At 33.1% G+C, this 23,685-nt stretch carries 25 protein-coding genes and 1 tRNA gene; 19 read left to right on the top strand and 7 right to left on the bottom strand.

Going from position 1 to position 23,685, the window contains the following annotated elements; translation table 11 throughout:
* Positions 1-89 precede the first annotated feature (89 nt).
* Complete coding sequence (locus RSB60_RS04740) at positions 90-329, bottom strand: NifU family protein (RefSeq protein WP_323381257.1); 240 nt, start codon at positions 327-329, stop codon at positions 90-92.
* Positions 326-802: a divergent PAP2 family protein gene (locus RSB60_RS04735; RefSeq protein ID WP_332614839.1), complete on the bottom strand. Its 477-nt coding sequence runs from the start codon at positions 800-802 to the stop codon at positions 326-328. Before RSB60_RS04735 ends, RSB60_RS04740 begins: the two co-directional genes overlap by 4 nt.
* Positions 803-877: 75 nt before the next feature.
* Here RSB60_RS04735 and RSB60_RS04730 point away from each other — a divergent pair, with 75 nt between their 5' ends.
* Both RSB60_RS04730 and RSB60_RS04725 read left to right on the top strand, forming a co-directional pair.
* Positions 878-1,240, top strand: a complete 363-nt coding sequence (locus tag RSB60_RS04730) for a CvfD/Ygs/GSP13 family RNA-binding post-transcriptional regulator (protein WP_323381255.1) — start codon at positions 878-880, stop codon at positions 1,238-1,240.
* Positions 1,237-2,511, top strand: coding sequence for a glucose-6-phosphate isomerase (locus RSB60_RS04725; protein ID WP_323381254.1), 1,275 nt, complete (start codon positions 1,237-1,239; stop codon positions 2,509-2,511). The genes RSB60_RS04730 and RSB60_RS04725 overlap by 4 nt, the downstream gene beginning before the upstream one ends.
* 117 nt (positions 2,512-2,628) lie before the next feature.
* Here RSB60_RS04725 and RSB60_RS04720 read toward each other — a convergent pair whose 3' ends face one another.
* A complete protein-coding gene (locus RSB60_RS04720; protein WP_332614836.1) occupies positions 2,629-3,750 on the bottom strand; it encodes an FAD:protein FMN transferase in 1,122 nt (373 codons plus the stop codon).
* Positions 3,751-3,872: 122 nt separating this feature from the next.
* On the opposite strand from RSB60_RS04720, the gene RSB60_RS04715 reads away from it, so the two are divergent.
* The 11 genes from RSB60_RS04715 to RSB60_RS04665 all read left to right on the top strand — a co-directional run bounded on the left by RSB60_RS04715 (position 3,873) and on the right by RSB60_RS04665 (position 12,801).
* A complete protein-coding gene (locus RSB60_RS04715; protein WP_332614834.1) occupies positions 3,873-5,123 on the top strand; it encodes an RnfABCDGE type electron transport complex subunit C in 1,251 nt (416 codons plus the stop codon).
* Between the two features lie 64 nt (positions 5,124-5,187).
* Positions 5,188-6,708, top strand: a complete 1,521-nt coding sequence (locus RSB60_RS04710) for an RnfABCDGE type electron transport complex subunit D (RefSeq protein ID WP_323381251.1) — start codon at positions 5,188-5,190, stop codon at positions 6,706-6,708.
* Positions 6,709-6,722: 14 nt separating this feature from the next.
* On the top strand, positions 6,723-7,670 hold the full coding sequence (locus tag RSB60_RS04705; RefSeq protein WP_332614831.1) for an FMN-binding protein: 948 nt from the start codon (positions 6,723-6,725) through the stop codon (positions 7,668-7,670).
* Positions 7,671-7,682: 12 nt separating this feature from the next.
* Positions 7,683-8,330: an electron transport complex subunit E gene (locus tag RSB60_RS04700; protein WP_323381249.1), complete on the top strand. Its 648-nt coding sequence runs from the start codon at positions 7,683-7,685 to the stop codon at positions 8,328-8,330.
* A 2-nt stretch (positions 8,331-8,332) separates the two neighbouring features.
* Positions 8,333-8,908 (top strand): electron transport complex protein RnfA, encoded by a 576-nt coding sequence (locus RSB60_RS04695; RefSeq protein WP_323381248.1) that lies wholly within the window; start codon positions 8,333-8,335, stop codon positions 8,906-8,908.
* Complete coding sequence (locus RSB60_RS04690; protein ID WP_323381247.1) at positions 8,909-9,085, top strand: hypothetical protein; 177 nt, start codon at positions 8,909-8,911, stop codon at positions 9,083-9,085.
* Between the two features lie 2 nt (positions 9,086-9,087).
* Entirely contained in the window at positions 9,088-9,363 is a 276-nt protein-coding gene (locus RSB60_RS04685; RefSeq protein ID WP_323381246.1) for a (Fe-S)-binding protein, read from the top strand.
* Between the two features lie 70 nt (positions 9,364-9,433).
* A complete protein-coding gene (locus RSB60_RS04680; protein WP_332614828.1) occupies positions 9,434-10,162 on the top strand; it encodes an RcpC/CpaB family pilus assembly protein in 729 nt (242 codons plus the stop codon).
* A gap of 36 nt (positions 10,163-10,198) precedes the next feature.
* Complete coding sequence (locus RSB60_RS04675; RefSeq protein ID WP_332614826.1) at positions 10,199-11,467, top strand: M28 family metallopeptidase; 1,269 nt, start codon at positions 10,199-10,201, stop codon at positions 11,465-11,467.
* Positions 11,468-11,582: 115 nt separating this feature from the next.
* Complete coding sequence (locus tag RSB60_RS04670) at positions 11,583-11,942, top strand: hypothetical protein (protein WP_323381243.1); 360 nt, start codon at positions 11,583-11,585, stop codon at positions 11,940-11,942.
* 154 nt (positions 11,943-12,096) lie between these two features.
* Entirely contained in the window at positions 12,097-12,801 is a 705-nt protein-coding gene (locus RSB60_RS04665) for a hypothetical protein (RefSeq protein WP_332614823.1), read from the top strand.
* Positions 12,802-12,854: 53 nt separating this feature from the next.
* On the opposite strand, the gene RSB60_RS04660 is transcribed toward RSB60_RS04665, so the two are convergent.
* Positions 12,855-12,930: transfer RNA gene (locus RSB60_RS04660), tRNA-His, on the bottom strand.
* 132 nt (positions 12,931-13,062) lie between these two features.
* Between RSB60_RS04660 and RSB60_RS04655 the strand changes: the two genes are divergently transcribed.
* The 5 genes from RSB60_RS04655 to fusA all read left to right on the top strand — a co-directional run bounded on the left by RSB60_RS04655 (position 13,063) and on the right by fusA (position 18,570).
* The gene (locus RSB60_RS04655; protein ID WP_323381241.1) at positions 13,063-13,902 is read left to right on the top strand and encodes a DegV family protein; all 840 of its coding nucleotides are present in this window, start codon (positions 13,063-13,065) and stop codon (positions 13,900-13,902) included.
* 38 nt (positions 13,903-13,940) lie between these two features.
* Complete coding sequence (locus tag RSB60_RS04650; protein ID WP_332614821.1) at positions 13,941-14,624, top strand: M48 family metallopeptidase; 684 nt, start codon at positions 13,941-13,943, stop codon at positions 14,622-14,624.
* 23 nt (positions 14,625-14,647) lie between these two features.
* On the top strand, positions 14,648-15,514 hold the full coding sequence (locus tag RSB60_RS04645) for a mechanosensitive ion channel family protein (protein WP_332614819.1): 867 nt from the start codon (positions 14,648-14,650) through the stop codon (positions 15,512-15,514).
* Between the two features lie 303 nt (positions 15,515-15,817).
* The gene (locus tag RSB60_RS04640) at positions 15,818-16,486 is read left to right on the top strand and encodes an ankyrin repeat domain-containing protein (RefSeq protein ID WP_323381238.1); all 669 of its coding nucleotides are present in this window, start codon (positions 15,818-15,820) and stop codon (positions 16,484-16,486) included.
* Positions 16,487-16,494: 8 nt separating this feature from the next.
* Positions 16,495-18,570: an elongation factor G gene (fusA, locus tag RSB60_RS04635; RefSeq protein ID WP_323381237.1), complete on the top strand. Its 2,076-nt coding sequence runs from the start codon at positions 16,495-16,497 to the stop codon at positions 18,568-18,570.
* A gap of 92 nt (positions 18,571-18,662) precedes the next feature.
* On the opposite strand, the gene RSB60_RS04630 is transcribed toward fusA, so the two are convergent.
* Genes RSB60_RS04630 through RSB60_RS04620 form a run of 3 tightly spaced genes read right to left on the bottom strand, consistent with a single transcriptional unit; the run spans position 18,663 to position 21,901 of the window.
* The gene (locus tag RSB60_RS04630) at positions 18,663-19,559 is read right to left on the bottom strand and encodes a diacylglycerol/lipid kinase family protein (protein WP_332614817.1); all 897 of its coding nucleotides are present in this window, start codon (positions 19,557-19,559) and stop codon (positions 18,663-18,665) included.
* A gap of 22 nt (positions 19,560-19,581) precedes the next feature.
* Positions 19,582-20,577, bottom strand: a complete 996-nt coding sequence (locus tag RSB60_RS04625) for an isocitrate/isopropylmalate dehydrogenase family protein (RefSeq protein WP_332614815.1) — start codon at positions 20,575-20,577, stop codon at positions 19,582-19,584.
* 4 nt (positions 20,578-20,581) lie between these two features.
* The gene (locus RSB60_RS04620; RefSeq protein WP_332614813.1) at positions 20,582-21,901 is read right to left on the bottom strand and encodes a citrate synthase; all 1,320 of its coding nucleotides are present in this window, start codon (positions 21,899-21,901) and stop codon (positions 20,582-20,584) included.
* 120 nt (positions 21,902-22,021) lie between these two features.
* On the opposite strand from RSB60_RS04620, the gene RSB60_RS04615 reads away from it, so the two are divergent.
* A partial coding sequence (locus RSB60_RS04615) for an aconitate hydratase (RefSeq protein WP_332614811.1) occupies positions 22,022-23,685 on the top strand: 1,664 nt, incomplete at its 3' end.

Genomic DNA, 23,685 nt, shown 5'->3' with positions numbered 1-23,685 from the left:
TAAAAATATTTGCGAAAAATGATAAATAAATTTAAAATAATTAATTTATTTGAAAAATCATAAAAAAAATTAGCGAAATTCGCTAATTCTTAAAAATGCATAGGAGCTTCTTCAAGGCGAACTCCAGTGACACCTTCAACTTCTTCGAGTAAGATTGCTTCAATTCCTTCAGTAAGTGTTGTGTCTAGGGATAAACAATCAGCACAAGCACCTAACATTCGGACAGTAACAATTCCATTCTCATCAACAGAAACAAATTCTACATCTCCACCATCTCTTTGGATATAAGGGCGGATTTTTTCTAAAACTTCAATAATTTCATCTTTCATAGTAAACTAACTCCTAATAGGTAGATAACCCCTGCAACCACAATACCGTGGAAGATACCACCGATGACTTCAATCCATTTATGGCCTAGTACCTCTTTAACTTTTGTAAGGTAAATAGGATCTTCTAATTTTGTTTGGGTTAAAGCCTGTATATCTTTAATTAATTGTTGGGTAATTTGTATATTACGTCCAGCATAATAACGAACATTGGCAGCATCATAAGTAACGATTAATGCGAAAGCTAAAGAGACTGCGAATATAGTGCTTGAGAAATGTTCTTGGATGCCAACTGCTAAACTCAATGCAGCGACCCCGGCTGTATGCGAACTAGGGTAACCACCACTAGCAAAAACAGCTGACCAATCCCATTGTTTTGTCTTAAAATAGACAAACACAGGTTTTGCTAATTGTGCTGTCACAATTGCTATTAAACAAGCCCAAAAAGGGAACATATTATTCAGCTCTCTTATCATTCTTCCACCTCGTTTTACAGTATAGCATACTTTATCTTCCTTGTGTTATACTAATGTATGGTTAGGAGTGAGGTTATGCAGTACCAAATTGGACAAATTGTTGAAGGAACAATAACGGGAATACAACCTTATGGAGCCTTTGTTTCAATTGATGAAAATACAAAAGGATTAGTTCACATTTCTGAAATTAGCGATGGCTTTGTAAAAGATGTGAATAATTTTGTTTCAATCAATGATACAGTGCGATTTAAAATCATCGATTTTGATGAAAAAACGCATCAAGCTCGACTTTCACTAAAGGCAGTACAACCGAATCGATTTAGAAAAGAACGTAAGGTTCAAAAGTTTAATTCTGTTCCTATGATGAAAATAGGATTTAAATCGATAGAAGAAAAAATGGAACAATGGATTAAAGAGGCGAAGGAGGAAAAAATATGATTCAATTCGATAGTTCACATGCATTTTTAAAAGAAAACATCTTAGATTATCAACCAAAAGTAAATGAAATTCACCAAATGATTATGAATAAAACTGGGGCTGGGAATGATTTCCTAGGTTGGGTTGATTGGCCAAATACTTACGATAAAGAAGAATTTGAGCGTATCTTAAAAGTAGCAGCAAATGTTAAAGATAAAGCAGAGGTTTTACTTGTATGTGGTATTGGTGGATCTTATTTAGGTGCTCGTGCTGCCATTGAAATGATTCAAGGTTTATACTCTGGAAATAAAACAGAAGTTATTTTTATTGGGAATACATTCTCAAGTACATATTTTAAACAAGTTGAAAACTATATTCAAAATAAGAGTGTTGTATTAAATGTTATTTCTAAATCAGGAACAACAACAGAAACAGCAATGGCATTCCGTATGCTTAAACAAATTATGGAAAAGAAATACGGTAAAGAAGAATGCAAGACTCGTATACTTGCAACAACAGATAAAGCAAGAGGCACATTAAAAGAACTTGCAACAAAAGAAGGTTATGAGACATTTGTAATCCCGGATGATATTGGTGGGCGTTACTCAGTAACAACAGCTGTCGGTTTATTACCACTTGCAATTATGGGAATTGATGTAAAAGAATTGATGGCTGGTTTTAAACAAGCATTTGAAGATTTGGCAGATGCTGATTTAAATAAAAATACAGCTTACCAATATGCTGTTGCACGTCGTATTCTACAAAAGCAAGGTAAAGATGCTGAAATGCTAGTGACATACGAACCACAAATGACAATGGTAGGCGAATGGTGGAAACAACTATTTGGTGAGTCAGAAGGAAAAGATGGCATGGGAGTTCTTCCATGTAGTGCTACATTCTCAACTGATTTACACTCACTTGGACAATTTATCCAAGAAGGTAAAAAAGTATTATTTGAAACATTATTGCTAGTAGAACATCCAACAATGGATGGTTTATTCCCACATGATGAAGAAAATATGGATAACATGAATTACCTTGAAGATAAGAGTTTAGATTGGGTAAATAAAATGGCTTGTAAAGGTACTTTAGAAGCACATGAAATTACTGGTAATGTACCAAATTTAATTCTTACATTACCTGATATGAAGGCTCATACATTTGGTTACATGTGCTACTTCTTCTTTAGAGCATGTGCAATGACTTGTTATATGTTGGATATCAATCCATTTAACCAACCTGGTGTAGAAGTCTATAAGAAAAATATGTTTCGATTGTTAGGAAAAGACTAAGCCGTGCAAACGGCTTTTTTTCATATAATAGTGTGAATCAAATTGATTACTTAAAAATGTTGATAAATTAGTAATGCAAATAGAATAATAAAAGGCATGCAAATGCATGCCTTTATGTTATTTTGCAGGATCCTTAACCACTAAAGAATCTTTTAAATCTTCAGTATAAACAGCGATATAATTGCCAACTACGAGTTGATGATCATTTTTAATTTCATTCGCTTGTGCTTGATCCATTAACCATACTGCTGAAACAGGTTTATCAGGATGATCTTGATTATACTTGCTTATAAGGGCACTACCTTCCTCATAAGGAAGTGTAAATATTGTAGTACTCAACGCATCTGCAACTGCACTGTTTTCAGTAATAATGGTTACAGAATGAAAGTGCGTAGCAGGGAAGTTAGTCTTTGGATCAATAATGTGATGATAAAATTTACCATCTTCTGCAATATAATAACGTTGATAATCACCACTTGTTACAAATGATGCAGACCCTAGACGAGAAACAGTTAGATAAGAACCAGCTCCATCAGGGTTTTGTATTTCGACAACCCATGGAGAACCATCCCATTTTTTATTAATAGTACGAACATTTCCACCGGCATTTACAAAGCCAGAAGGAATTTCTTCTTCAATGAGATTGTTAGCCAATACTTCAGCAGCAAAACCTTTTGCGATACCACCTACATCAAGTGATGTGCATGGATTATTGATATAAACGGTATTGTTTTCATCATCGATTTCAACAAATTCCCACCCTTTACAAGCAGCGGCAGTTTCAAGTTCTTCACTAGAAGGTAATTTACCCAATTCACCTTCATTCATTGCCATTAATCCAAGTTCACGATATTTATGCCAAACTTTAAGAACTGATCCCATGGTAATATCAAATTCCCCACCAGATAAATCATAGAATTCTTTTGATAAATTTAGTAGGTCAATGATGTATTGATCTACTTCGACAGGAGCTATACCAGCATTGTCATTAATTGTTTTTAAATTGTTAACATCAGGGTATGTGTTATAGATATCAAATAACTTATTTAGATACTCAAACTTTTCGATAGAACTCGTGAAATAACTATCAAATTGTTCTTGCGAATCTGCAACAGTTTTTATTGATATAAATGTATCAAATCCAGCGGTTACACTTGTATTTGAAAATGTCTCTACTTTCTTGGTTTGACACCCAACACAAAGGGCTAAAACGAGTAGAATAAATCCTAATTTTTTCATATTATCACCTTGGGTATTATAGCATAAAAACGGGAAACATTTTATAGAAAATACCTATCTAAAATGCTATAATATAACGGAAGTCGCGATTTGACTTATAAACAAGGAAAGGAATGTGGAAAATGTCATTTATTATTGGCCCAATGCGCAAGCATGTCAATGGTCACAAAGAACTTACAAGTCACGGGGATATTGTAAAAATTTCTGCACCAAAGACGATTGCAATTCCACTAGCTAATGGAGCATCTGATGCTGATTTACTAGTTAAAGAGGGAGACATTGTTAAAGTCGGAACAAAAATTGCACAATGCAATGGAAAGTTTACAATTCCTCTATTCAGTTCTGTTTCTGGAACTGTTAAAGGTGTAGAAAAAAGAATGGGTGCAGGATTAAAACAAGTTGATCATTTATTGATTGAAAATGATGATCAATATACTTTTGAAGCACCATTTGCACCAATTGACTTTGAAAAAGCGACACGTGAAGAGTTATTTGACTTTACGATGAATGCTGGAATCGTTGGATGTGGAGGAGCAGGATTTCCTACTTATGTGAAATACAAATTCGCAGTAGATGTCCAATTGTTAATTATCAATGCTGTAGAATGTGAACCGTACATCACAGCTGACTACAAAGAAATGCATGAACATATAGAAGATTTAGTTGTTGGAGTTAAAGCAATGGTTAAGATGGCTGGTGCTCCAGTCGCAAAACTTGCAATTAAAGCAACTAAAAAAGATTTTATTCCAGTGTTAAAAGAAGCATTTAAAGATGCAAAAAACATTGAAGTTGTTGCTGTACCAGATGTTTATCCAATGGGATGGGAAAGAACACTTGTTTATGAACTAACAAAGAAACGTTATGAAAGACTACCAATTGAAGTAGGATGTGTTGTGAGCAATGCAACAACTGCAATTGCACTAGGTCAAGCCTTAACAAAAGGAAAACCTATTGTAGAAAAAATCGTAACAGTAAGTGGTGATGGTATTAAAAAGCCTACTAATGTATTAACACCAGTGGGTGTTAGTGCACACGATATTATTGAACAAATTGGTGGTTATGCTAGTGAAGATGTTCTTCTTATTGCTGGTGGACCAATGATGGGAAAAACAATTAATACAGATGCCTTTGTAATTACACCAAGTTCAAATGCATTAACAGTGTTTATTAACAAAGAAGTTCGCGAAATTGCATGTTTACGTTGTGGTAAATGTTCAGATCATTGCCCAGCTGGACTACAACCAGTTCGTATTAACAATGCTGCAAAAGCAAACAATATTGATGCATTAAAAAAATCTACTGCAAATTATGTGTTAACGACTGTATTGAATGTGGTATGTGTTCATACATCTGTCCTTCAAAGATTGATGTAACTGAAGGCGTACGTAGAGCAAAACGCAATATGGCGTTAGTAAAGAAATAGGGAGGAGATAGATTATGAAATTTACATTTAAACCTTCTCCAAACTATCGAGATAAACAATCAACACAATCGATTATGATAGAGTTGATGATTGGATTATTAGTGGTATTCGCTTTTGGCGCTTTCTACTATTATTCTGAGTTTGGAGTAAACTATGCAATTCGTGCAGTTTTATTACTATTAACTGCAAATGTAGCTGCATTTTTAACAGAAGCTGTTTGGTATGCATGTTGTAAGAAGAATGTTATGAAAGAAATTTCTGCATCATTCCCAGCTATCACAGCGACAATTTTAACATTAATGGTTTCTATCAATACAAGTTATTATGCATTAGCTGTTTCAACAGTGATTGCAATTCTATTTGGTAAACTTGTATTTGGTGGATTTGGACAAAATATTTTTAATCCTGCTGCAGTAGGACGTGCAGTTCTAATGACAAGTTTTGCAGGATTAGTAGTTGCAGATTTTGCTACAGGTGCTACACCAACTGGTGCTTATGCGTCAGCAGGATGGATTAGTACATCTCAAGCTGCATTTGATACATTTGCAGCAAACTTTGGAGGAATGTCTAATTTATTTGTAGGTATGTATCCAGGAGCAATTGGAGAAACAAGTGCATTAGTAATTATCTTAGTTGGAATTTACTTATCAATACGTAAAGTTATTGACTGGAGAGTTCCAGTAACATTCGTTGTTACAATGTTTGTATTAACATTCATGGTAGGAGCAATGCATGGACAAGGATTATATTATCCAATTTTCCATCTTATTTCAGGTGGTGCATTGTTTGGTGCTGTATTCATGATGACAGATCCAGTTACAAATCCAACAAGTGCTCCAGGAAGAATTATCTTTGCGATGGGATGTGCAATCTTAACAGTTGTTATTCGTATTAAAGCGAATCTTCCAGAAGGTGTTTTATTCTCAATCTTAATTATGAATATGTTAACACCAGCAATCGAAAGATTAACAGATGGTAAGCAAATCGCAATGGTTAAGAAAAATCTTCTTTCAATGGCAATCGTGCTAATTGTAGGATTTGTGTCTGTAGGTCTTTGCGCATTAGCAATCGAACCAAAAGAAGTAAATGCTGAAGTTGGAAACGGTGGAAGTTCTGATGGTAAAGATGCGCCAGCATTATCACTTGGAAATCCAGTTTCATTAGGAGAAGACTTTGCAAGATTTGATGCTCAAGTTGAATCAAATGAAAATGGTGTTGTTACTGTAAAAGTTAAAGGGTATGGTTTAATTGATCCAGAAGGACATGCCGGTGAAAGTGGAATAGATTACGGACGTAATGCTTTTGAAATTACAATTGATACATCTGTAAATAAAATTCAAAGTATCAAAAATACTGCTTTCGGTGATACTCCAGGATTTGGTGATAAAGCAACAAGTCAAGAATATTTAGATACATTTAATGATTTAGATACAACAAGTTTAGATCAAGAAATCGATACTGTAACAGGGGCTACATGGACAAGTAAGTCTGTTATCGCTGCTGTACAAGCTGCAATTACTGCAGTAAATAATTAAGGGAGGAAACGAAGATGAAGAAAATACTTTATTTGGCTTGTTTCCTAGCTGTTATTAGTGCTGTAGCTGGTGGTGCATTATCTTATGTTAATAGCATTACTGCTCCTATCATCAAAGAGATGGGAATCGCAGCTGAAAAGGAAAATTTAGAATTAATGTTCCCTGGTGCTGAATTCACTGAAATTGAATATGTTGATGAAACAGGTTTAGTTAAAGGTGCATATGAAGCAACAGGAAAAGGTTATATTTATAAAGTTGAAACAAATGGTTATAGCTCTACACCAATTATCTTTATGATTGCATTTGATAATGATGGTAAAGTAGTTGGCTTTACACCACTTCAACAACAAGAAACAAGTGGTTTTGGAACACGTGTCTTTGAAGAAGGTTATACTAGTCAAGTCATTGGAAAGACATCAGCAGATGGATTCCCACTACTATCAGGAGCTACTGTTACAAGTACTGCTGTTGTAAATGGTATTAATGCTGCGAAATCTGTATTCAATGAAATGATGGGTATTACTGCTGATCCAAATGCTCCAGTTGAAGAAATTAAACCAACGTTGCAATTAGGTAACCCAGTTAAATTAAGTGAAGATTTCACTCGATTTGATGCTCAAGTAGAAGTAACTGGTGATGGTGTTTACACTGTTAAAGTTAAAGGTTATGGTTTAATCGATCCAGAGGGTCATGCTGGTGAAAGTGGAACTGAATATGCTAGAAACGTATTTGAAGTAACTATTGATAAAGCAAACAACAAAGTAGTAAGTGTTGTTAATACTACATTTGGTGATACAAAAGGATTTGGTGATAAAGCAACTGGAGAAGATTACTTAGGTTTATTCACAGACTTAGATTCAACAAATCTTGATCAAGAAATTGATACTGTTACAAGTGCAACATGGACAAGTAAATCTGTACTTGCTGCTGTACAAGCTGCTATTAATGCAGCAAATGAGTAGGGGGAAAACAGAATGAATAGAATGAAAAATTTCACTGCTGGATTCCTTCGTGAAAATCCAGTATTCGGGTTATACTTAGGACTTTGTTCAGTATTGGCGATTTCTACAACATTAAACAATGCAATTGGTATGGGTGTTGCAGTAATCGTGGTACTAGTAATGTCTAACGTTATTATTTCAATTTTGCGTAATGTTATTCCTAATGAAATTCGTATTCCAGTGTATATTGTTATAATTGCTACACTTGTAACAATTATTGAAATGCTAATTCATGCATTCGCACCAAGCTTATATACTGCATTAGGGGCATTTATTAACTTAATTGTAGTTAACTGTATTATCTTAGGCCGTGCTGAAGCATTTGCTTCAAAAAATGGCGTATTTGATTCAGCATTAGATGGATTAGGAATGGGACTTGGCTACACTGCTAGTTTGGTTGCTATTGCTGCTATTCGTCAATTACTTGGAACCGGTGGACTAAGCTTTGCTAATCCATTTACAAATCAAATGATTTTTGAATTCCAAATTATTCCAGCTGGATTTGAAATTCCATTATTTACAACTGCAACGGGTGCATTTATTACTTTTGCACTTCTAGCTGCTGCTTTAGCTGCATATAACAATCATAAAGCTGCTAAAGAAAATAAGGGGGCTAAATAATTATGACAGAAATATTTACAATGTTCTTGGCAGCAGTGCTAATCAACAATATCGTATTATCAAAGTTTTTAGGAATGTGCCCATTCTTAGGAGTATCTCGTAAAACTAGCTCAGCTGTAGGTATGGGAGCTGCCGTTATCTTTGTTATCTTCGGTGCATCTATATTTACATATGGTATCTATCATTTAGTGTTAAAACCAAATGATTTAGATTACATGAAATTAATTACTTTCATTTTAGTAATTGCAGCATTTGTTCAATTTACTGAAATGGTTATCAAGAAATATTCTCCAAGTTTATACAAAGCATTAGGTATTTATTTACCACTAATTACAACTAACTGTGCGGTATTATTTGTTGCATTAGACAATATTACTTCTAAGTTTACATTTACAGAAATGTTAGTAAATTCTATTGCAGTTCCTGCAGGATTTATGTTAGTGTTAGTAATTTTCTCAACAATTCGTGAACGTCTAGATGTTGCAAACGTTCCAAACTCATTTAAAGGAAATCCAATTGCATTAATTGTGGCTGCTATCATGGCATTAGCATTTACTGCATTTGCAGGTTTAGTATAGATGATAAAAGCGCTCCTTGTCTTCGCGGTATTAGCTGCGGGATATGGTGTGGTGTATTATATGAATCATAAGACACCAGTGCCTGAAGGTTGTGAGAATTTAAAAGCTGAATGTGAAGGATGCAAAGTCGTGTCATGCGAAAACAATCCTGTACATGATCAAAGTAAAGGAGAATAATTATGATTGAAGCAATTGTAATGATGTTAGTTACGGGCGCTATTCTAGGTGCTGTACTAGGATTTGCCAATAAAATATTCTATGTTGAACCAGATACACGCGTTGATGATGTAACAGCAATGTTACCAGGATACAACTGCGGAGGATGTGGTTTCCCTGGATGTGGTGGTCTTGCTGAAGCATTAGTAGATGGAAAAGCAAATGTTGTATTATGCAAACCATCTAAGCAAGAAGCAAAAGATCAAATTAATGAGTATTTAGCAAATATTGCAAAATAAGAGAGCCAAGAGCTCTCTTTTTTTAGGAATATAATTTATTTCTTCTATAAATAAGTAGGAGGATTTTTTTATGTTAAAGCGAATCATTGCATTTTTGTGTTCAATAACAATTTTTATAGGAATAGATTATTTTCTAGTGGATTATTTAAGCACGAAAAAGATTAATTTAGTATCAGTCTATGTAGCATCAAGAGATATTAAACCAAGAACAATCATCACTGATCAAGACATACGTGAAATAAAAATTCCACAAGCTTATGTTTTAGAAAATGTTATAAATAATAAAAATAATTTAATTGGTAGAATTACAAATATTGAAGGAAGAATTCCAAAAGACTCCTTATTTTATGAAACTAATTTAGATAAAATTAATGCAATACCCGATGCAGCTGTACCATTGTTAGAAAACAATCAAGTTGCGTATGTTTTGAATGTTAATCAATCAAATAATAATTTTGATACATTTACAGTTGGACAAAAGATAGATGTCTATGTAACAATCAATTTTAAAAATGAACCTACAATCTTTGATTGTCTATTAGAATCCGTTCGTATTGTATCAATAAAAGATAGGAAAGGTTTAGAAATATCATCAAAAGAAAGTACAGGATCTATTCAAACATTGACACTGGCAATTCACGAAAATCAAATAGCACCCTTATCACTTGCAAGTAAACTTGGGACAATTGAATTGTATGCAACAGCTTTTTCAAAGAATACAAAAAAAGAATCGATTTTGAAAGAAGACTCAGAAATTATCAAGTATATAAAAGAAAATGTGCCTAGCATGAAAGACTAAAAAGCGTTATACTATCTAAAATGGAGAGGTAAAGATATGTATAATCAAAAACGTGTAAATGATTTATTAAAACAGATGTCTTTTGTAAGATTTGGTGGAACAAAAGAGGAACTTAAAGCAGCAAAATTAATTCAAAGTAAGTTAAAAGAAATCAAAATACCGTCAGTCTTAGAATCTTTCAGTGTTCAAACCAGTACGATTAAAACAGCAAAACTTGAAGTGCTTGCTCCAAAGAAAATAACAATACCATGTACGGCTTATTTGTGTTGTGCAAATACAACTCAAAAAGGCTTAGAAGCAGATTTTTATTATTTTGAACAGGCTCATGACGTAAACTTAAAAGAAGCAAAAGGAAAGATATGTTTAGTAAATGGATACGTTGGAAGAAAAGTTTATAAAGAATTTATAAAAGCAGGAGCAGTAGGTCTTATTTCATTCAATGGCAATATCGATTTTCCTGATGAGTATGACTTAGATCAAAGAGAAATGCGTAAGGGTCTTGCTCAACTTGGAAATATGCCTGCTGTAAATATTCTTGTAAAAGACGCATTAAAATTAATTGATAATGATACAAAACGTGTCCGTATCACAACACTTCAACAACCTTCAACATCACAATCGCATAATGTTGTCTGTGAAATTAAAGGGTTTGAAGGAAATGATACAATTGCGCTAACAGCACATTATGATTCAGTACACTTTTCAAAAGGTGCTTATGATAACGCAACAGGTTCAGTATGCTTGTTAGCACTTGTAGAGCATTTCAGTAAACATCAACCTAGACATAATCTTAAGTTTATATGGTGTGGTTCTGAAGAAAGAGGATTACTTGGCTCAGTGGCTTATGTTGAGAAACATAAGAAAATATTAGAACAAATTAAACTATGCATTAATGTGGATATGATTGGTTCAATTTTAGGAAAGCGAATTGCGGAATCAACTGCTGATATGAGTCTTGTAAACTACATTGATTATTTAGGAAAAGAAATAGGTTTCCCAATTAATTCTTCCCAAGGTGTTTATTCAAGTGATTCAACACCATTTGCTGATGTAGGAATTCCTGCAGTATCATTCGCAAGAATAACTCCTCATGGTGGTGGAGACATTCATCATCGCTATGATGTTTTAGAACACTTATCTGAACGTTTTCTTAAGGAAGATATTGAATTTATTTTAGAATTCACTTCACGAATGGCAAATGCATATGTTATACCAGTTCCACGAGTAATACCTCAAAATATGATTGATGAAATTGATAAATATTATTGTCGTGAAAAGGACACAAAAAAAATTAAATTACTGTAAGCTTCTTCTCTATGAAGAAGCTTTTAAATATGTAGAATTATGTTAAAATCTGAATAATATTGAAAATAATTTTTGAAAATCTTACAATATGGATAACTAGAAAGAAGGAATTGTAATGAAGAAGAATAAAATTATAAAAATATTTTCGATTGTTCTTTTTGGTGGTATCGTTCTTGTTGGTTGTGCATCAAGAAAATATGAAGCAACATATAATATCCCAATCTTCTATATTAACAATTCTGCAGAAAGACAATTCAAGATCCAAAATGATCTAGCAAATGCAGTAATTAATGTAGAGTCTCCACAAGAAATAAGTGCTACGGCAGAGGATTTTAAAGTAATCATGGACATGCAAAATTGTGATTTAACTAAAGATAGTTGTGAAGTAGAACTTAAATATGAAACCACAAGTAAAAATAAAGATTTAAAAGTTACGGTCAATCCACAACGAGTATTAGTTCAATTTATAAATTAAGAAAGCTAGTTTGTTAAAAGCATAAACTAGCTTTTTAGATACTTTTTTATAATCGTAATAATTCATTAATTTTAATACATGAAATATATTATACTTTACCATTGTGATATTGAAATAATTCCTATACACTTTAAATAATTAGAGGAGGCAATCTATGAGGAAAAAGGTAATAGTTGGTATTTTAGTTTTACTTGGTCTTTATGCACTATTTTTCATAGGTGTAAAATTGTATTATGGTGAGTCTTATACAAGTTTAGTAAGTCAACTCGAGGGAGAAGTTTATTATTTGAAACGTGTTGATGGAAATTTAGCTTTATTTAAATCACAAGCGAATATGGAAAATGAAGAACTTCTTTATAGCCATGCCGGAAAAGGAGATACTGGTAGTGGGTATAATGATAATATCGCTGATTTTCATTTAGATGAAGAAACAGGTGTAATTACTTTAATAGCCATGAATGAAGGCGAATGGACTGAATTTGAGTATAATAAGGGTAATGTTACTCGAAAGAGTCCAGAAGATGAAAAAGATATAATAGGATCTTCATATGAAGAGGTTATTGTTAAAGATACACGCGTATATATTGATCAAGGTTCAATTTATGTTACACGAAATAATGAAACGATTCGCCTCAAAGACGTGGGGAGCAATTACGATCAGAACTATAATACATACTTAGTACTGGAGATATCACCAGATGGAAGATATTTGATTTATTGTGATTCTAGAAATTCAATATTTAGAGGAATTTTGGATATGTTTCTCCCTGGGAAAATCAATAATAAGTACGTTATTGATTTAGAAACAAAAAAAGTATCTACATACATAGATACGATGGATATTGTTTGGATACAATAATGTAAATAGATACAAAAGAAAAAGGCCTTTAGATAAGGCCTTTAAATTGCAAATGGGGCGACTGAGGGGAATCGAACCCCCGAATGTCAGAGCCACAATCTGATGTGTTAACCACTTCACCACAACCGCCATGAGCAATATTTATGATACCGTATTTAGGGTGATTTGTAAAGTGTAAAATGATAAAAATAGACCTAGTTATCATGATTACATGGTAGTTTCAATATTCTAATGGTATAATTACTTCTCGAGGTGACTAACATGATAAAAATTGCAGTACTTGTTGACTCGTCAGCAGATATTACAAAGGAAGAAGCGAATGAATTAGGAGTTCATGTAATTCGTATGCCACTGACTATTGATAATGAAGATGTTTTAGAACATGATGGTATATCAACTGAAGATTTTATAAAAAGAATGAGAGAAGGAGCTATTGTAAAAACTTCTCAACCATTACTTGGAAATCTTGTACAAACATGGGATAACTTACTTAAGGATTATGATCAAATACTATTTCTACCATTATCATCAAATTTGAGTGGTACTTATGGAAGTGCTGTTCTTGCAAGTAAAGACTATGATGGAAAAGTTGTTGTTGTGGATACGAAAATGGCTTGTTGTCCATTACAATTTGCTGCACGTGAAGCATTAAAAATGCTTGATAAAGGACTAAGCGCTGAAGAAATTCGTGATAAAATTGAAAAAGAGACATTTATGTATGCGGCAATTGTACCAGAAAATTTAACATACTTAAAAAATGGTGGAAGAATATCACCAGCTGCTGCTGCATTAGGAAACTTATTAAAGATTATTCCAATATTGAAAGTTGAAGATGGAGCTATTGATGTGTACGATAAAGTTCGAACCAACAAAAAAGCATATCTTGCAGCTATAGAAGCCGTTACAAAAGTAGAAAATCCAGAAGATTACTATTGGTTTGTAGTTCATTCAGATTGCGAAGAACTTGCAAAAGAATACAAAAAAATAGTAGAAGAAAAAGTCAATCAAGAAGTACTAATTAAACCTATTCGTGCTATAATAATGGCGCATACAGGACCTGGTACTTTAGGTGTTGGACATTTAAAGAAATTAAAGTACTAAATTCAGCATATGCTGAATTTTTATGTTATAGGAGAAAAATGATTTATACAATTAATGGAATCGACTTTAATGTTGAAATAGAAAGAAAGAAAAATAAGAATATGTATTTAAGAGTTAAATCTGATAATACACTTTTTATAACGGCACATCCTTCAGTGCCAATAGAACAAATCTTTTCCTTCATCGAAGCAAGAGAAGATTGGATACTTAAAACAGTTAAAAAAGTAAAAGAAAGAGAATTACAAAATCGTAGAGGAATACAAGGTCCCATACTTTATTTATTTGGCGAAAAAAAATATGTACGCTATGAACTTGCAGCACATTCGTATGTGCTTTTAGATGATGATATTATTACCTTTTATTTGAAAGAAATAACAGATACTGAAATCGAGAAAACATTTGTAAAATTTGCCAAACCAATGTTAATGAAAATATTAGAAATACAACGAACACGATGGGATAGAGTTATTGAAATGTATCACATTAATAAACTTCCAACAATTAAAATCAAATCACTTACATCAAAATGGGGGAGTTGTTTAGTTGAAAAAGCTGAGATAACAATGAATCTAAAATTAATTCATTATCCTTTGCAATGTATTGATTATGTATTGTGGCATGAGTATGTGCATTTAGTTGTTCCTAATCATTCTAAGCGTTTTTATGATTTAGTTGAATATCATATGCCAGAGTATAAAAATGCCAAAAAATTGTTAGTGTGATAAAGTTATAGTGGAGGTTTTGTATGAACATTAAAGAAATCTTAGCAGTTGGGGACCAATACTTTACAAATGGTGTTGTTGGGACAGCCATATATTGTGTTCTTGTTTATATCTTTGGCGTAATTATTAAAAAACTGGTAGATCGCTATGTAAGCCATAAAATTAATAAACACGGTAGGGATGCACAAACATCTTATGGGTTTATAAAAAATACTGTACACATGGTAGTAAATATTACGACAGTGTTCTTAATGATAATGGAAGTAAAAGCATTTCATCGCCTAGGAACAACATTCTTAGGTGCTTCTGGTATTATCGCAGTTGTACTTGGGTTTGCAGCTCAAGAATCAATGTCTAATTTTATTGGGGGATTTTTCTTATCTTTTTACAAACCATTTAAAGTAGGCGATATGATAAATATTCCAGATAAAAGCTTAGTGGGAACGGTAGAAGAAATAGGAATGAGACATACCGTTATTAGAACTTTTACAAATTCTAAAATTGTTGTACCAAATAGTGTAATGAATAATTCAATTATTGAAAATCGTAGTTTAGATATAGGAAAATATTGTAATTTTTTAATTATAAATATTAGTTATGCAAGTGATATTAGTAAAGCCTCTGAAATAATTCAAAGACTTGCTCTTAAGCATCCTAATTGCATAGATGCAAGATCAAAGAAAGAAAAAGAAAGTAATCAACCAATTGTTGCGGTTATTGTTACTGGATTAAAAGACTCTTCAATTGAACTAAGAGCTTCAGTTTATAGCAAAGATGTTTCATTGGGATTTACAATGTTATGTGATTTGAGAAAACAAATCAAAGAAACATTTGATGCAGAAGGAATAATCATTCCATTTCCAACACAAACAGTGGTTCTTAAGAAATAAACTGAAAGTTTTTCATAGATGTCCTGTGAAAGTATTGTGAATTTGCAAGAAAATGTCAAAAGCCTATTGAATTAAATTTATAATCTATTACAATGAAAATATAGAAACCTTTGAATGGAGTGAATCATCATGAGAAAACAAGAAATGACTGTTTTCGTAATACAATTGATTGTTCAAGAAACTGTTAAGAAACCTGTTTTCAACGGGGTTCAAGGGAAAGTTGTGTATTTTTAAGATGGACTTAATTGCGTCCATCTTTTTTGTTACACGATATCTGTTTGAGAAATAAAGGAGGAGATTATTATGGATCAAACAAACAAAGATTTTTTCGAAGCAGCTGCAGCAGGTGATTTTGCAAAAGTGTGTGCTGCCATATCAAAAGGTGCTAATGTGAATGTTAGCAATGGTGATGGAAGAACGGCATTGATGCGTTCAGCAAAACGTGGGTATGATGACATCGTTCGTTTCTTATTAGATAACGGTGCAGATACTCGTGCACGTGACAAGAATAATAAAACAGCTTTAATGGGAGCTGCAAAAAAAGGACATGTAGAAATTTGTAAAATGTTAGTTGAAGCAGGTGCTGATGTTAATTCTCATGATAATAAAGGTAGAACAGCACTAATGCGTGCATCATTTTTAGGACAATATGATGTTGTTACTTTCTTAGTTGAAAAAGGTGCTGATGTTAATAAAGCAGACGAAGATGGAAGAACAGCTCTTATGGAGGCAGTAAATGCGTTTAAATTAGATGTTATCAAATTTTTAATCGAACATGGAGCAACATTGAATACTCAAGATAATATGGGATGTACTGCACTAATGCGTGCAAGTTATGGAGGATATGTTGATTTAATTAAATATCTACTTGATAATGGTGCAGATAAGGAACTCATTGATAATAATGGAAATAAAGCAATCCATTATGTTCGTAAAGAATTATTCGAAGAATTGAAAGAATATTTGAAATAGGTGATGATATGAGAGACTATTTAGCGAACGAAGTAAGAAATATTGTATTATTAGGTCATAGTGGTTCCGGAAAAACAAGTGTCGTAGAAGCAGCATTGTATTACACGAAGAACACAGATCGTATGGGTTCTACGTTAGATGGTACAAGTACATTAGATTATGATGCAGAAGAAGTTAAAAGAGGCGTATCAGTATATACTTCTTTAGCACCAATTGAATGGAAAGATTGCAAAATTAATTTTATAGATACACCAGGTTATCTTGATTATGAAGGCGAAATGCTTAGTGGATTAGCAGTTGGTGATAGTGCATTAATTGTTGTTGGAGCTAAGGATGGAGTTCAATCAGGAACTGAAAGAGCATGGAAATTAGTTACAAAGAAGAAACTACCAACGATTTTCTTTATTAATAAAATTGACGAAGAAAATTCATCATTTGATAATACGTATAATCAATTACGTGATACATTTGGAAAAACAGTTATTCCATTTGAAGTTCCAATTATTGAAGATGGCAAAGTTGTTGGAAGTGTTAACATCTTAAGAAATAAAGCATGGTATCATGCAGACCGTACAACGCCAAAAGAAGTGCCAGATGATATGAAAGATATTGTTGAAGAATACTATAGTCAAATTGCAGAGGCAATTGCGATGACTGATGATTCATTAATGGAAAAGTTCTTCTCTGGTGAACGCTTTGATGAAAATGAAGTTGCGAAAGGATTACGTATTGGAGTTCGTAACGGTGATATTCGACCTGTTTATTGTGGAAGTGCAATTAATCAAACAGGTATTGAACGTTTAATGGATTTGATTACAGAATATTTTCCAAGCTATGCAGAAATTGGACATATTCATGCCTATAACGAAAAAGGTGAAGTTATTGATCTAGAAACAAATGAACAAGAGGCAATGTCAGCAATGGTATTTAAAACAATTGTCGATCCATTTGTAGGAAAAATTTCATTCATTAAGGTCATGACAGGAGTATTGAGTAGTGATTCACAAGTTATTAATGCACAAAAAGAAGAAACTGAAAAAATCGCACAAATTTTCGTTATTAAAGGAAAATATCAAGTAGCTATTGGTAAGTTATTTACAGGTGATATTGGTGCTGTAGTTAAACTTCAATATACAGATACAAACGATACTTTATGTACAAAAAATAAGATTGTTACGTATGAACCAATTGCTTTCCCTCAACCGATGCTTGGTGTTGCGATATGGCCAAAGACAAAAGCTGATGAAGATAAAATGAGTTTCGGATTACAAAAAATGGCAGAAGAAGATCCTTCTATCCGTATTGATAAGAACGCTGAAACAAAAGAAACTGTACTATATGGTATGGGTGATCAACATATCAATGTTATTCTTAATAAATTAAAATCTAAATATAAAGTTGAAGTTGATACAACTACACCGAAAGTTCAATATCGTGAAACAATTCGTTCAAAAGCAGAAGCTGAAGGTAAACATAAAAAACAATCAGGTGGTGCTGGACAATATGGTCACGTAAAGATTCGATTTGAACCTTGTGATAGTGAAGAAATGGTATTTGCAGAAGAAGTATTTGGAGGAGCAGTACCTCGTCAATACTTCCCAGCGGTTGAAATTGGATTAAGAGAATGCATGGAAAAGGGTGTACTTGCAGGCTATAAAGTTGTGGGTGTCAAAGCTATACTTTACGATGGATCATATCATGAAGTAGATTCTAAAGAAATTGCATTTAAATCAGCTGCACGATTAGCTTATAAGGAAGGTATGCCAAAAGCAAAGCCAATTATTCTTGAACCAATTGGTAAGGTTGATGTAATTATTCCTGAAGAATATACAGGAACAATTATTGGTGATTTTAATAAGCGTCGTGGTATTATCATAGACACATCAATGATTGATGAAAAAGATCAACAAATTACAGCCGAAGTTCCAATGGCAGAAATGCAACAATATGCAACTGAACTTCGTAGTATGACACAAGGTCGTGGTAGTTTCATAATTGGATTTGATCGTTATGAACCAGCTCCTCAACCAGTGGCAGATAAAGTTATTAAAGAAGCAGTTAAAGCAAAAGAAGAAGACGAATAAAAAAATGGAGATACTATTTATTGAATAGTATCTCTTTTTTGTTTTTAGTTTATGAATAAGGTAATTTAAAACACTTTATTAATAATAAAGTGTTATTCAATCGTTGCAGAATGAGGGATACGTAAGTGAAGTCCTTTATTGACTATCTCAATACATAATTCATGTTGCATATAGTTTTCACCATCTGACTGTATGTGAACAGGATGATTTGCTTTAATTGTAATTTTATTCGCTTTTAGATGAGTAACTTCTTTAATGTTCTCAGTTTTACCTTTAAAGTATTTTGGTAGAAGATGAAGCATTCTAGGTGTAGATGTATTATGGACAATACATACGTCGAATTCGCCATCTTGAATATCAGCATAACGAGTAGGTGAGAATCCATTGCCATAGTATCGACCATTCATAACGGCAATGAGAATACTTTTGACATTAAAAGAGGAATTGTTCGTTGTAATTGTAGCATTGAATGGTTGTGGATTAAATATATTAGTTACTGCTGCAACACCATAAAGCATGAACTTGGGCAAGAAAGTTTTCTTTAACATTTCACATACCATATGATTTACACGGGCATCTAAGCCCATTGTGGTTGTATTAAGGAATATTTTATCGTTGCATTTTCCGTAATCGATTAATATTTCTTTTCCAATAATGGTTTCTTTTAAAATATGTGGAATGTTATCAGCACTTAATCCTAGCATTCGAAAGAAGTCATTACTAGTACCTGCAGGGATGATAGCCATTGGCACATCCTTTTGTAATCCATTTGCAACTTCATATGCTGTTCCATCACCGCCAACAGAATAAATACAAACATCATCTTCTTTTGTGAAACGTTTTGTAATATCTTCGGCATGACCAATGTATTCGGTTTGGTATACATCATATGATTCACCTAAATCGTGACAAAGATTTTCAATGGTTTCGATATACCCATTTGTTTTATCTTTACATGTGTATGGATTGACAATAAAAATATGTTTCATAGTGATCCCCTTACTTTTAATCTTATAGATTTGAAATAATTTTTTGAGTATAGTGAGTTGTTGAAGATTTACCACCTAAGTCAGGTGTACAATCTTCAAGATTTGCTAACGTCTTAATAATTGCGTTTCTTACTTTATTTGCTTCTTGTTGGTATCCTAAATAGTCTAACATCATACATGCACTAAGTAATAAAGCAGTTGGATTTGCGATACCTTTACCAGCAATATCAGGTGCTGAACCATGAACTGCTTCAAAGATAGCATATTCATCATTCATTTGTGCACTAGGAAGCAATCCTAAGCCACCAATTAATCCACTTGTAAGATCAGATAAAATATCTCCATATAAATTTGGCATAACCATGATATCGAATTGTTCAGGACGCATAACAAGCTGCATACATGCATTATCGACAATAACATCGTTTGCTTCAACTTGAGGATATTCCTCTTTTATTGTGTTAAAGATATCTAAGAAAAGACCATCACTTTTCTTTAGGATATTTGCTTTATGAACACAAGTTACTTTTTTACGATTATTGTTCACAGCATATTCAAATGCTGAACGAATAATCCTTTCTGATCCTTTACGGGTGATTTTCTTGATTGCATGAACTTCATCTGCACTGATTACAGTTTCTTCACCAATATATAAATCTTCAGTATTTTCTCTAAAGACAACCAAGTCTATATTTTCGTAGCGACTTTTAACATTTGGTAATAACTTTGCAGGTCTTACATTCGCATATAAATCAAAAATAATACGAAGCTGTACATTTACACTACGGAAACCTTTACCAACAGGAGTCGTCACAGGAGCTTTTAACGCTACTTTATTTTTCTTAATAGAATCAATTGAAACAGTTGGAATTAATTCACCACATTTTTCATAAGCTGTTTGTCCAATATCATATTTTTCAAATTGTAGAGGGAGTTGTAATGCTTGGATTACATCAAGTGTAGCTTGAGTAATTTCTGGTCCAATGCCATCACCTTCAAAAAGTGTAATTGTTTTCATTTATTTACCTTCCTTCTTTTTCGCCAACATAATAACCTGCTGGACGTATAATACGGTTACAATATAATTTTTCTTCTATATTATGAGCAAGCCAACCAACTGATCGACTAGCAACAAATAATGGTGAATATAAGTCTTCAGGAATTTGTAGCATATCATAAATTAATCCACTGTAAAAATCGACATTAGCACATATGTTCTTACCTTTAGCAGTTTTGAAATATTGTACTACTTCTGCTTCAAATTTTTCATAGAAACTAAGACGATTTGATTCACCACAGGCTTCAGCAATCACTCTTGCTTGATCTTTTAATAAAACACAACGAGGATCAGATAAAGTATAAACAGCATGTCCAAAGCCATAAATTAATCCTTTTTTATCAAAGAAGTCTTTATCAACAAGACGTTGGAGAATACCTTGTATATCTTGGCTTGTAGCTTGTAAACCAATCTCATTAATAATTGTATCCATCATTTGTTTACATGTGATATTTGCACCACCATGACGAGGACCTTTTAATGAACCCACAGATGCAGAAAATGCGGAATAAATATCTGTGGCAGTTGAAGCAACAACGAGATTTGCGAATGTTGAATTGTTACCAGATCCATGGTCAGCATGCATGATTAATAATAAATCAAGAATTCGTGCTTCTTCCTTTGTGAATTTTGAATCAGTGCGAAGTAAATGAAGAATATTTTCAGCGATACCATAATCTTTATTTACTTGGTGAATAGTTAGTGTTTTATTATCAATAAAATGTGCTTTTGCTTGATATGAATATACCATCATTTCAGGAATCTTTGCGATGATTGATAATCCTTGTTGAAGTGTATTTAAAACACTTGTATCATCAGCATTTTCATCTTCATTGTATAAGTTCAATAAATTCTTTTGTAACTCATTCATAATACTAGGTGAAGGTTTTTTCAAAATATTGGTGGTAAGAAAATCTTTTGGTAGCTCATAAAGACTATGAAGTTCTTCTTTAAAAGCGGTTAATTCTTCTTCGTTAGGAAGATAGCCAAATAAAATTAAGAAACAGGTTTTTTCATAACCATCAATTTTGTCACTTTTTACTTTTTTTAGTAATGTATCCAATTCCATACCGCGATAAAAAAGTTCTCCTTCAGCATCAACTTTTGTGCCATTATCTAGTCGTTTGTATCCAACTACATCAGCAATTCTCGTCAATCCGATAAGAACTCCGGTTCCATCTTCATTTCTCAATCCCTTTTTGACATTATATTGTGTATATAAATCATTTGGGATATTATTATCAACAGTCGATTTTTCAAAGATTTCAATCAATTGTTTATCCATAAAAGTACCTCCTAATTGTGTATAGTTTACCACAAAAAAAGTATGAATAGCTAATTTTAAGAATGAAAATGGATATTTAATAAAATCGTGTTATAATTTCTACTAGTTGGAGGAAATATCATGAAAAGTGTTGCTTATAAAATTCTTGAAAATCACCTTGTTGAAGGAATTATGAATGCAGGTGAGCCAATAAAAATAAAAATAGATACAACATTAACACAAGATGCTACAGGTACAATGACCTATTTACAACTTGAACAAATGGGTATAAATCGTGTAAAGACGGATTGTTCTGTTAGTTATGTGGATCACAATACATTACAAAATGGATTTATGAATGCAGATGACCATCGTTATCTTCAAACGGTTGCGAATCGATATGGTGTTAACTATTCAAAGGCCGGCAATGGTATTTGCCACCAAGTTCAATTAGAGCGCTTTGACAAACCAGGACAAACGCTACTAGGATCAGATTCGCATACACCAACAGCTGGTGCAATGGGCATGATTGCAATTGGCGCTGGAGGACTAGATGTTGCGTGTGCAATGGCTGGTTTGCCTTTTTCATTTAAAATGCCTGAAATAATTAATATTAAGCTAACTGGAGCACTTCGTCATGGATGCTCCGCAAAGGATATTATTCTGGAAGTGTTAAGACGTCTAACAGTAAAAGGTGGCGTGGGCAAGATATTAGAATATACAGGTAAAGGCATTGAAACACTTACTGTGCCTGAAAGAAGTACAATTACAAATATGGGGGCTGAACTAGGTGCAACTACATCGTTATTTCCAAGTGATGAACAAACTCGTATTTTTTTGGAAAAACAAAATCGAAAAGATGATTTTATAGAATTGCTTCCAGATGAAAATGCTTCTTATGATGAAGTAATTGAAATTGATTTATCAAAGATTGAACCACTGGTTGCTGCACCTCATTCACCAGACAATATTCAAACGGTCGAAGAAGTGAAGGGCAAGAAAATTGATCAAGTATGTATTGGTTCATGTACAAACAGTTCGTTCACAGATTTATGCACAGTCGCAAATATCTTAAAGGGCAAAAAAGTTCATCCAGATGTATCACTAACAATTTCATTTGGTTCTAAACAAGTATTAGAAATGTTAGCTGATTGTGGTGCACTTTCAATACTTATTGCTAGTGGAGCTCGTTTATTAGAGTCAACATGTGGTCCATGTATTGGAATGGGACAATCACCTAAAACAGATGCTGTATCACTTCGTACGTTTAATCGTAATTTCTATGGACGTTCAGGAACAATGTCTGCAGGAGTTTATTTAGTATCCCCAGAAACGGCAGCCGTTTCTGCTATAACTGGTGTATTTACTTCACCAATGGAAGTAGAATTTGAAAAGGCAGTGATGCCTGAGAAGTTTACAATTGATGATTCGATGATTATAATTCCAGATTGTGATCCAAATAAACCTATCGAAAAAGGTCCAAACATTAAAGACTTGCCATCAAAGAAACCATTATCTGCAATAGATAAAAAAGTAATGATTAAAGTTGAAGATAATATTACAACTGACCACATCATGCCTGCTGGTGCAAAAGTCTTACCTTATCGTAGTAATATTGAAAAAATAAGCGAATTTTGTTTTAGCCAAATTGATGAAGGATTTGCGGAACGTTGTAAAGAAAATCATGGTGGAATTATTATCGCTGGTGAGAATTATGGACAAGGATCATCACGTGAGCATGCAGCACTTGCGCCAATGTATTTAGGAATAGAAGCGGTTATTGCGAAAAGCTATGCTCGTATTCA

Source organism: Anaerorhabdus sp., from assembly GCF_036657415.1.
Classification (GTDB): domain Bacteria; phylum Bacillota_I; class Bacilli_A; order Erysipelotrichales; family Erysipelotrichaceae; genus Anaerorhabdus.
Note: the sequence above shows the minus strand (reverse complement) of the source record. Positions and strands in the feature narration are given on the sequence as shown.

What these genes read in the sequence shown, in the direction of transcription:
- RSB60_RS04740 (WP_323381257.1), bottom strand. Translation starts at nt 329, where the DNA reads ATGAAAGATGAAATTATTGAAGTTTTAGAAAAAATCCGCCCTTATATC.
- RSB60_RS04735 (WP_332614839.1), bottom strand. Translation starts at nt 802, where the DNA reads ATGATAAGAGAGCTGAATAATATGTTCCCTTTTTGGGCTTGTTTAATA.
- RSB60_RS04730 (WP_323381255.1), top strand. Translation starts at nt 878, where the DNA reads ATGCAGTACCAAATTGGACAAATTGTTGAAGGAACAATAACGGGAATA.
- RSB60_RS04725 (WP_323381254.1), top strand. Translation starts at nt 1,237, where the DNA reads ATGATTCAATTCGATAGTTCACATGCATTTTTAAAAGAAAACATCTTA.
- RSB60_RS04720 (WP_332614836.1), bottom strand. Translation starts at nt 3,750, where the DNA reads ATGAAAAAATTAGGATTTATTCTACTCGTTTTAGCCCTTTGTGTTGGG.
- RSB60_RS04715 (WP_332614834.1), top strand. Translation starts at nt 3,873, where the DNA reads ATGTCATTTATTATTGGCCCAATGCGCAAGCATGTCAATGGTCACAAA.
- RSB60_RS04710 (WP_323381251.1), top strand. Translation starts at nt 5,188, where the DNA reads ATGAAATTTACATTTAAACCTTCTCCAAACTATCGAGATAAACAATCA.
- RSB60_RS04705 (WP_332614831.1), top strand. Translation starts at nt 6,723, where the DNA reads ATGAAGAAAATACTTTATTTGGCTTGTTTCCTAGCTGTTATTAGTGCT.
- RSB60_RS04700 (WP_323381249.1), top strand. Translation starts at nt 7,683, where the DNA reads ATGAATAGAATGAAAAATTTCACTGCTGGATTCCTTCGTGAAAATCCA.
- RSB60_RS04695 (WP_323381248.1), top strand. Translation starts at nt 8,333, where the DNA reads ATGACAGAAATATTTACAATGTTCTTGGCAGCAGTGCTAATCAACAAT.
- RSB60_RS04690 (WP_323381247.1), top strand. Translation starts at nt 8,909, where the DNA reads ATGATAAAAGCGCTCCTTGTCTTCGCGGTATTAGCTGCGGGATATGGT.
- RSB60_RS04685 (WP_323381246.1), top strand. Translation starts at nt 9,088, where the DNA reads ATGATTGAAGCAATTGTAATGATGTTAGTTACGGGCGCTATTCTAGGT.
- RSB60_RS04680 (WP_332614828.1), top strand. Translation starts at nt 9,434, where the DNA reads ATGTTAAAGCGAATCATTGCATTTTTGTGTTCAATAACAATTTTTATA.
- RSB60_RS04675 (WP_332614826.1), top strand. Translation starts at nt 10,199, where the DNA reads ATGTATAATCAAAAACGTGTAAATGATTTATTAAAACAGATGTCTTTT.
- RSB60_RS04670 (WP_323381243.1), top strand. Translation starts at nt 11,583, where the DNA reads ATGAAGAAGAATAAAATTATAAAAATATTTTCGATTGTTCTTTTTGGT.
- RSB60_RS04665 (WP_332614823.1), top strand. Translation starts at nt 12,097, where the DNA reads ATGAGGAAAAAGGTAATAGTTGGTATTTTAGTTTTACTTGGTCTTTAT.
- RSB60_RS04655 (WP_323381241.1), top strand. Translation starts at nt 13,063, where the DNA reads ATGATAAAAATTGCAGTACTTGTTGACTCGTCAGCAGATATTACAAAG.
- RSB60_RS04650 (WP_332614821.1), top strand. Translation starts at nt 13,941, where the DNA reads ATGATTTATACAATTAATGGAATCGACTTTAATGTTGAAATAGAAAGA.
- RSB60_RS04645 (WP_332614819.1), top strand. Translation starts at nt 14,648, where the DNA reads ATGAACATTAAAGAAATCTTAGCAGTTGGGGACCAATACTTTACAAAT.
- RSB60_RS04640 (WP_323381238.1), top strand. Translation starts at nt 15,818, where the DNA reads ATGGATCAAACAAACAAAGATTTTTTCGAAGCAGCTGCAGCAGGTGAT.
- fusA (WP_323381237.1), top strand. Translation starts at nt 16,495, where the DNA reads ATGAGAGACTATTTAGCGAACGAAGTAAGAAATATTGTATTATTAGGT.
- RSB60_RS04630 (WP_332614817.1), bottom strand. Translation starts at nt 19,559, where the DNA reads ATGAAACATATTTTTATTGTCAATCCATACACATGTAAAGATAAAACA.
- RSB60_RS04625 (WP_332614815.1), bottom strand. Translation starts at nt 20,577, where the DNA reads ATGAAAACAATTACACTTTTTGAAGGTGATGGCATTGGACCAGAAATT.
- RSB60_RS04620 (WP_332614813.1), bottom strand. Translation starts at nt 21,901, where the DNA reads ATGGATAAACAATTGATTGAAATCTTTGAAAAATCGACTGTTGATAAT.